9 protein-coding genes are annotated in these 5,835 nt (G+C 44.9%); all 9 read left to right on the forward strand.

Features of this window, described 5'->3' with window-relative positions; genetic code table 11:
• Window positions 1–759: DUF2268 domain-containing protein (locus M4I36_RS13035; protein ID WP_258112187.1), on the forward strand; the 759-nt coding region annotated here is incomplete at its 5' end.
• Window positions 760–863: 104 nt separating this feature from the next.
• Window positions 864–1,640 (forward strand): phosphotransferase family protein, encoded by a 777-nt coding sequence (locus M4I36_RS13040; protein ID WP_258112188.1) that lies wholly within the window; start codon window positions 864–866, stop codon window positions 1,638–1,640.
• A 158-nt stretch (window positions 1,641–1,798) separates the two neighbouring features.
• Window positions 1,799–2,251 carry a GNAT family N-acetyltransferase gene (locus M4I36_RS13045; RefSeq protein ID WP_258112194.1) on the forward strand — a complete coding sequence of 151 codons (453 nt, stop codon included), beginning with the start codon at window positions 1,799–1,801 and terminating at the stop codon, window positions 2,249–2,251.
• A 176-nt stretch (window positions 2,252–2,427) separates the two neighbouring features.
• Window positions 2,428–2,904 (forward strand): NUDIX domain-containing protein, encoded by a 477-nt coding sequence (locus M4I36_RS13050; RefSeq protein WP_258112189.1) that lies wholly within the window; start codon window positions 2,428–2,430, stop codon window positions 2,902–2,904.
• A gap of 25 nt (window positions 2,905–2,929) precedes the next feature.
• On the forward strand, window positions 2,930–3,472 hold the full coding sequence (locus tag M4I36_RS13055) for a GNAT family N-acetyltransferase (RefSeq protein ID WP_258112190.1): 543 nt from the start codon (window positions 2,930–2,932) through the stop codon (window positions 3,470–3,472).
• 171 nt (window positions 3,473–3,643) lie between these two features.
• Entirely contained in the window at window positions 3,644–4,369 is a 726-nt protein-coding gene (locus tag M4I36_RS13060) for a class I SAM-dependent methyltransferase (RefSeq protein ID WP_258112191.1), read from the forward strand.
• A 152-nt stretch (window positions 4,370–4,521) separates the two neighbouring features.
• The gene (locus M4I36_RS13065) at window positions 4,522–4,863 is read left to right on the forward strand and encodes an NIPSNAP family protein (RefSeq protein WP_258112192.1); all 342 of its coding nucleotides are present in this window, start codon (window positions 4,522–4,524) and stop codon (window positions 4,861–4,863) included.
• A gap of 189 nt (window positions 4,864–5,052) precedes the next feature.
• The gene (locus M4I36_RS13070; RefSeq protein ID WP_258112193.1) at window positions 5,053–5,259 is read left to right on the forward strand and encodes a hypothetical protein; all 207 of its coding nucleotides are present in this window, start codon (window positions 5,053–5,055) and stop codon (window positions 5,257–5,259) included.
• Complete coding sequence (locus M4I36_RS16920; RefSeq protein WP_374986252.1) at window positions 5,260–5,523, forward strand: type II toxin-antitoxin system RelE family toxin; 264 nt, start codon at window positions 5,260–5,262, stop codon at window positions 5,521–5,523.
• Window positions 5,524–5,835 lie beyond the last annotated feature (312 nt).

Here is a 5,835-nt window from a genome sequence, read left to right on the forward strand (position 1 = left end):
CGGATTCAACATGACTATTTCGACGTGCACAGAGAATTGTTAGATGCAATACATTTTAGTCCAAAAGGATTTACGACGTCACAGGAGGTGAATGGACGGTTCAAGGAGCTTGGGCATCGGCGTTTTACCAAGATGCTTTACTCAATTGGAACAGATTTCACGGGGTTCGAAGAACGTCTCATCTCGACGACTGAGCGTTTACTGGGAACGCTTGAGTATACTGGTACTGAACAAGACGTTTATGTAATTGTTGGGCTTGACTGTACCAACATCTATTCAACGCAGTTTCGTGGTTCTCAAATTACGGTCTTATGCCTCGAAGCAACCGATGGGGATTTTGATGTTCTTGAGTTGCTTTTATCGCACGAATGCCATCACTGGAAGAGACAGCAACAACTCAGCAATAACATATTTACCTCTACGGTCGGCGAACGCATGGTCTCCGAAGGCTTGGCATCATACTTTTCTCAAGAGGTTCAGCCTGGACATGAAATCTCGGATTACTGTTATGTACCCCCAGACACAGTTCAATGGGTGGTGGATAACTGGAATCTCCTAGACGACATTCACGACGATTTGAACTCAAGTCGTTGGATGGCAGCATTTTTCTCCAGAAACCCGAGTGAACAGATGGTGGATGGTATGCCTCCAAGGACCGGGTACGTTTTTGGATACTTGAAAGTCCGGCAATTTCTTTCGGTGATACAAAAAGACGCATCGCAAATGGCGGGAATAGAGTGGAATGCAGTAATGGCATGATGACGCCATGGGCGCATGAATATCCATTTGGACTGATCGAATGTTGTTGAACACTTGGACAGAAGAAGGACGCAAGGAGGCGCGAATATCTGGAGCCCATTTCGTTGAACGAGATTCCAAATGAGATCACAAACTTCATGGGTCAAATAAGACAAATTAGGTTCCCACAGCAGGGGGATACGTCGGATGTTGGCATAATCGCAAGTGAACAGGGACTGTTTGTGCTGAAGAGAACACGAGGAAGACAGTTCAGGTCATGGTTGCATCACGAAGTGCTGGTTCTGGACGCTCTGGAAAATACCGATCTACCTGTTCCACGTGGACATTTGTATGTTGAACACGACCTTCAAAATCAATCTTGGGCTGTATTTGATTACCTTGAAGGAGATACGTTGCGACAGGTATTATCCCAAGAACGGGACTGTGAGCGGCGTCAAGAAACAATCATGAACTTTGGGGGCATCTTGGCAAAAATCCACGCTACGCCTTGTCCTAACGTACTCAGATCAGAAACAGAATGGCTTGACCGAACGCTACTCCAGGCGAAGTTTAACTTGGAGCATTATCTTGTAGACGGCGACAACGAACTTTTGTGCAGGCTTATGACAAATAAGCCCAATCCAATTGCGGAAACTCTAATTCATGGAGATTTTACAATTGATAACGTGTTGGTCAAGGATGGAGAAATTGTTGGCGTAATCGACTGGGGTGGAGGAGCATTTGGAGATCCGAGATATGACGTGTCACTAGCTATCCGCCCTAAACCCCGTCTCTTTAAAGACCAAGCAGATGTGGATATCTTCTTCAAAGGTTACGGTGTCAAGAATATCACAGACGAGGACTTTACATACTTTGCAGAAGGTCTCTACAAGTTCTTCTAAAGGCTAAACATGTCTGTCCTTGTGCCAATTGGACGCAATCCTTGAAAAGGACGTTTCGATCGGTCTGCATACACATGCAGCGTGCACGACGCACGTCTTCTTGGACATCAGGGGCGGAATGTCGAAGGCAAGGGCAGGGTGATTTGTTGGTGGAAGGTATACAAATTAGACGATTACGGGAAGATGAACAATTTCCAATGTCATTGCTTTTGCTCGCCGATCCTTCCAAAGAAGTGGTTGAAAGTTACATTCACCGTGGGCAGTGTTTCGTCGCCGAATCTAACGGTGAAATCATTGGAGTGTATGTGCTGATTGATACACGTCCGCAAACCGTGGAGATCGTGAATGTTGCTGTCGTGGAAAAGAAACATGACAATGGGATAGGGAAGCAACTGGTTCGTCATGCAATTGAGACTGCAAGGTCTATGAGATATAAAACGATTGAACTGGGAACAGGGAACTCCAGTGTTGGGCAATTAGCTTTGTATCAAAAGTGTGGTTTTAGAATCGTTGGCGTAGACAGGGATTTTTTCACTATCCACTATGATGAGCCGATTTATGAGAACGGAATACAGTGCCGCGACATGATTCGACTTGCTTTAAATTTATAATTGCAGTCGCAATTCCTTCTGTCGCTAAAGGGCGCTGATCTTCAAGAAGGATTTGCTCCCGTCCGTGCATAAATATAAACCAAGGAATTTTCCGGGTCATGTCATTATCGGGCCGGAGAGCTGAGTAAGAAGCACACAAATCAGTTTTGAAAATTCTCGTGAGCGAGGTGAGCATCGTGCCAATGGCCAAGTATTACAAAGACCTGCGTGAAAAAATAGGCACGCAACTAATCTTTAGTCCTAGTGTTGTCGGTATCATTCGAAACGAACGAAATGAGATTCTTTTTGTTCAAGAAGCTGGTGGAACAATGTGGGGTTTCCCTGCTGGTGCCATCGAAATTGGTGAAACACCTGCGCAAGCTGTAATTCGTGAGGTTTATGAAGAAACAGGACTAAATGTTGTTCCGACAAACCTTCTTGGGGTGTTCGGAGGAAAAGATTTTCGGTGGGCTTATCCAGATGGAAATGAAGTTGAGTATATAAATTTCGTGTTTGAATGCACAGTGAAGGGTGGATCTCTGCATCCCGTTGATGGAGAAATAGGAAGTTATAAATACCTTTCCCTTAATGACATGCCACCTCTTCAGTTTCCATATTCAAAAGAGATTTTTGCCCCTGATTTAAGCGGCAAAACCTATTTTCAAGCAGAGTGAGTTAGACATCAGGGGAGGAAATTGAGTGATTCGTGGAAAATTGGTGACCTTGAAACCATTCACCCGAGGGATGTTCAATACCTACTACCAGTGGAGACAAGACGACGAGGTAATGTATTGGGCAACTGGGGAACCATATTTGTCCAGTTTGATTTCGGAAGAAGCGTTCATGAAACGATATGATACGGATGTCTTGGAAAGCCGTCAACAGGAGTCTGGAATGCTCGGCATTTTCACCGAGACAGATGATTTCATTGGGGAAATCAGTTACCGAGATATGGACTTAGTAGCTGGGACAGCCGTTATCGGTATCATGATCGGAAAGAAGGACTTTTGGGGCAAGGGGTATGGCACTGACGCTGTTCGGACCATGAGCCAATTCCTTTTTGACCGCTTTCGACTCAGACGCCTACAGTTAGATACTTGGAGCGGGAACGAGCGAGCAATAAAGGCGTATCTAAAGATTGGTTTCCAGGTTGAAGGGACGTTGAGAGAAGCTGTTCTTGTGAAAGGCGTGCCAACGGATCAAGTGGTGCTGGGACTACTTCGTTCAGAGTTTATTTCCTGAATGCTGTAGCCATTCGGCAGCACAGAACCTCGGTGCTTGATTGCATTATTATGCGTTGGCTGATGGACTCGCCTCTGTCGCACATGGGCAGTAATGTCCAACAACCACACAAATGCAGTCTTGGTACAATTTCCGTAATGTTTTGCTGCTCTAATTTAAGGAGATGAGATAATGAGCAATGAATGGACGGATAACGACTCTGGCAAATTCTTGAACTTAGTCGATGTAATCACCCCTTCTCGGTATGAACAGATGAATATGCTCACAAGCCTGATTCCTGCTGGTTCCAATGAAGAGTTTCGCTTAGTGGAACTTGGATGTGGCGGCGGTGAGTTAGCATCGTTGATTCTGGAAAAATTCAGATCAATTCGCTATTTGGGGTTAGACGGCTCCTCTGTCATGTTGGATGCCTCCACAGGACGAACACGTTTGTTCGAAGACAGGGTAGAATTTCAGTTGTTTGACTTGGATAGCAATGAGTGGAGACAGCAACTGCCGAAACCAATTCGGTGCTTTGTTTCATCGTTGGTTGTTCACCATCTCAATGATGAAGGCAAACGAAATCTATACAGTGATTTGTATGATGCCTTAGAACCAGGAGGGGCAGTTCTTCTTATCGACATCGTGATGCCTCATCACCCAATTGCTCAATCTGCAGTGGGAACCCAATGGGATGTGATAGTCAAAGAACAATCGAAGGCGATGACAGGTTCAGAGAAAACCTTCGATGAATTCAAGAATGATGGATGGAATTGCTATTCACATCCAGACTCGATGGACATGCCAGCGTCCCTTTTTGACCAACTCACATGGATGACGGAAATAGGCTTTTCCAAAGTGGATTGCTTTTGGCAACGTGCTGGGCACGCTGTGTTTGGCGGATATAAGTTGGTTTGAATGCATGTGGGGCTTGCTGAACAAACGGGGGCGCATGTCTGACAAGAATTCGTTATCATGGATACATAATTATACATTAATGGTTCCCGTTGGTTGCGTCGTTAACGGGCCGATAAATTCAAGAAAGACCCACGGAAAAGAGGTGGCTTTTTATGTTTTATCGAAGAAAATTTTACATTGTGAAGAGTGGTTTTGTGGATGCTTTTAATGAGCACTTCAACAAGACAAATCTCCCGAACCAGCTCAAACATGACGCTCGATTGGTCGGGCGTTGGATGAAACCGAACGACGACGATACTACAGAAATCTTTGCGATGTGGGAATATAACAGTTACGAGGACTACGAACGAATTGAAGCCAGTGTTCGAAGCGATGAGCCTCATAAACATCGTATTAGGGAATGGTACGAAAAGTTTGGTGGGAGAGAGCATGTGTACACAGAGTACATCTTGGAGGTCAGAAATGAAGGTATTCAGTCTACAGTCGTTCAATAAACTGGTGCCCCCACCAGACGGCAATTTGAAGTTTTGCATGACTATGCACTCTAAGACAGGAGGTGCTTATTCAACTCTCGGGCCGTAATCCTGAAGAGCAGAATGAAGAACGCGCGATGAATTTTGGTGTATAATTTGGGAAATACGCGATATAACCACTCCATTTCGCATGAAAGGCGGTGTTGTCTAATGGCATTATCCCGTGAGCAGCTTCATCGCGTAATCGACCACCTCCCCGAGAACAAGCTGCCAGCTTTAGCAGACCTGATTGACAAATTAATCGAAGATGATGATGAACCCTTGTCCGATACGGCGATTGCGGAATACAAGCGTATTCGAGAAGATATGCGCCAGGGTGACTTTGTTTCTTTCGATGAAATTTTCGGTGATAACTGAATGTATAGCCTCATCTTCAGCAAAGACGCTCGAAAATTTATAGATAAACAAACCGCACAGACAAAACAGCGAATTCGAAATGCCCTGTTACAATTAGCTGAAAATCCATTTTCTAACCGGCAAGTAAAGCGTTTGAAGGGAACCGAAGACATTCTCAGGCTACGGGTAGGCGACTTTCGAGTTGTATTTTCCATTGAAGAAGACAAACTTGTCATCCTCGTTATTTCGATTGGAAGTAGAGGAGACATCTATAACAGGTTCTAGGTTCCTCCCTTCGCTGTGGAATGCCACGAATTCTTCCTCAAACAATACTGATATGTGACTGTTAAGTGCGTAAATCCCAGAGCGACTTGGTGCCACTTCTGCATACACATGCAGCATGTAGCTCGCAGGTCTTGTTTCACAATCGAAGCAGTTTAATGCAGCAACGAGGATGAACATTATGGGGAGTGAAAGGTCTGGGAGACTCGATTGATGATGAACTAAGAGAACGGTTACTTAGGGGGTGCTGAATGAATCAGGCGACTTCCCCTGCAAAGCCTAAATCAGTCCCAATAAGCTCCATAAATATGAGCC

The organism is Alicyclobacillus sp. SP_1, assembly GCF_024706985.1.
Taxonomy (GTDB): domain Bacteria; phylum Bacillota; class Bacilli; order Alicyclobacillales; family Alicyclobacillaceae; genus Alicyclobacillus_I.

What these genes read in the sequence shown, in the direction of transcription:
- M4I36_RS13060 (WP_258112191.1), top strand. Translation starts at nt 3,644, where the DNA reads ATGAGCAATGAATGGACGGATAACGACTCTGGCAAATTCTTGAACTTA.
- M4I36_RS13065 (WP_258112192.1), top strand. Translation starts at nt 4,522, where the DNA reads ATGTTTTATCGAAGAAAATTTTACATTGTGAAGAGTGGTTTTGTGGAT.
- M4I36_RS16920 (WP_374986252.1), top strand. Translation starts at nt 5,260, where the DNA reads ATGTATAGCCTCATCTTCAGCAAAGACGCTCGAAAATTTATAGATAAA.
- M4I36_RS13070 (WP_258112193.1), top strand. Translation starts at nt 5,053, where the DNA reads ATGGCATTATCCCGTGAGCAGCTTCATCGCGTAATCGACCACCTCCCC.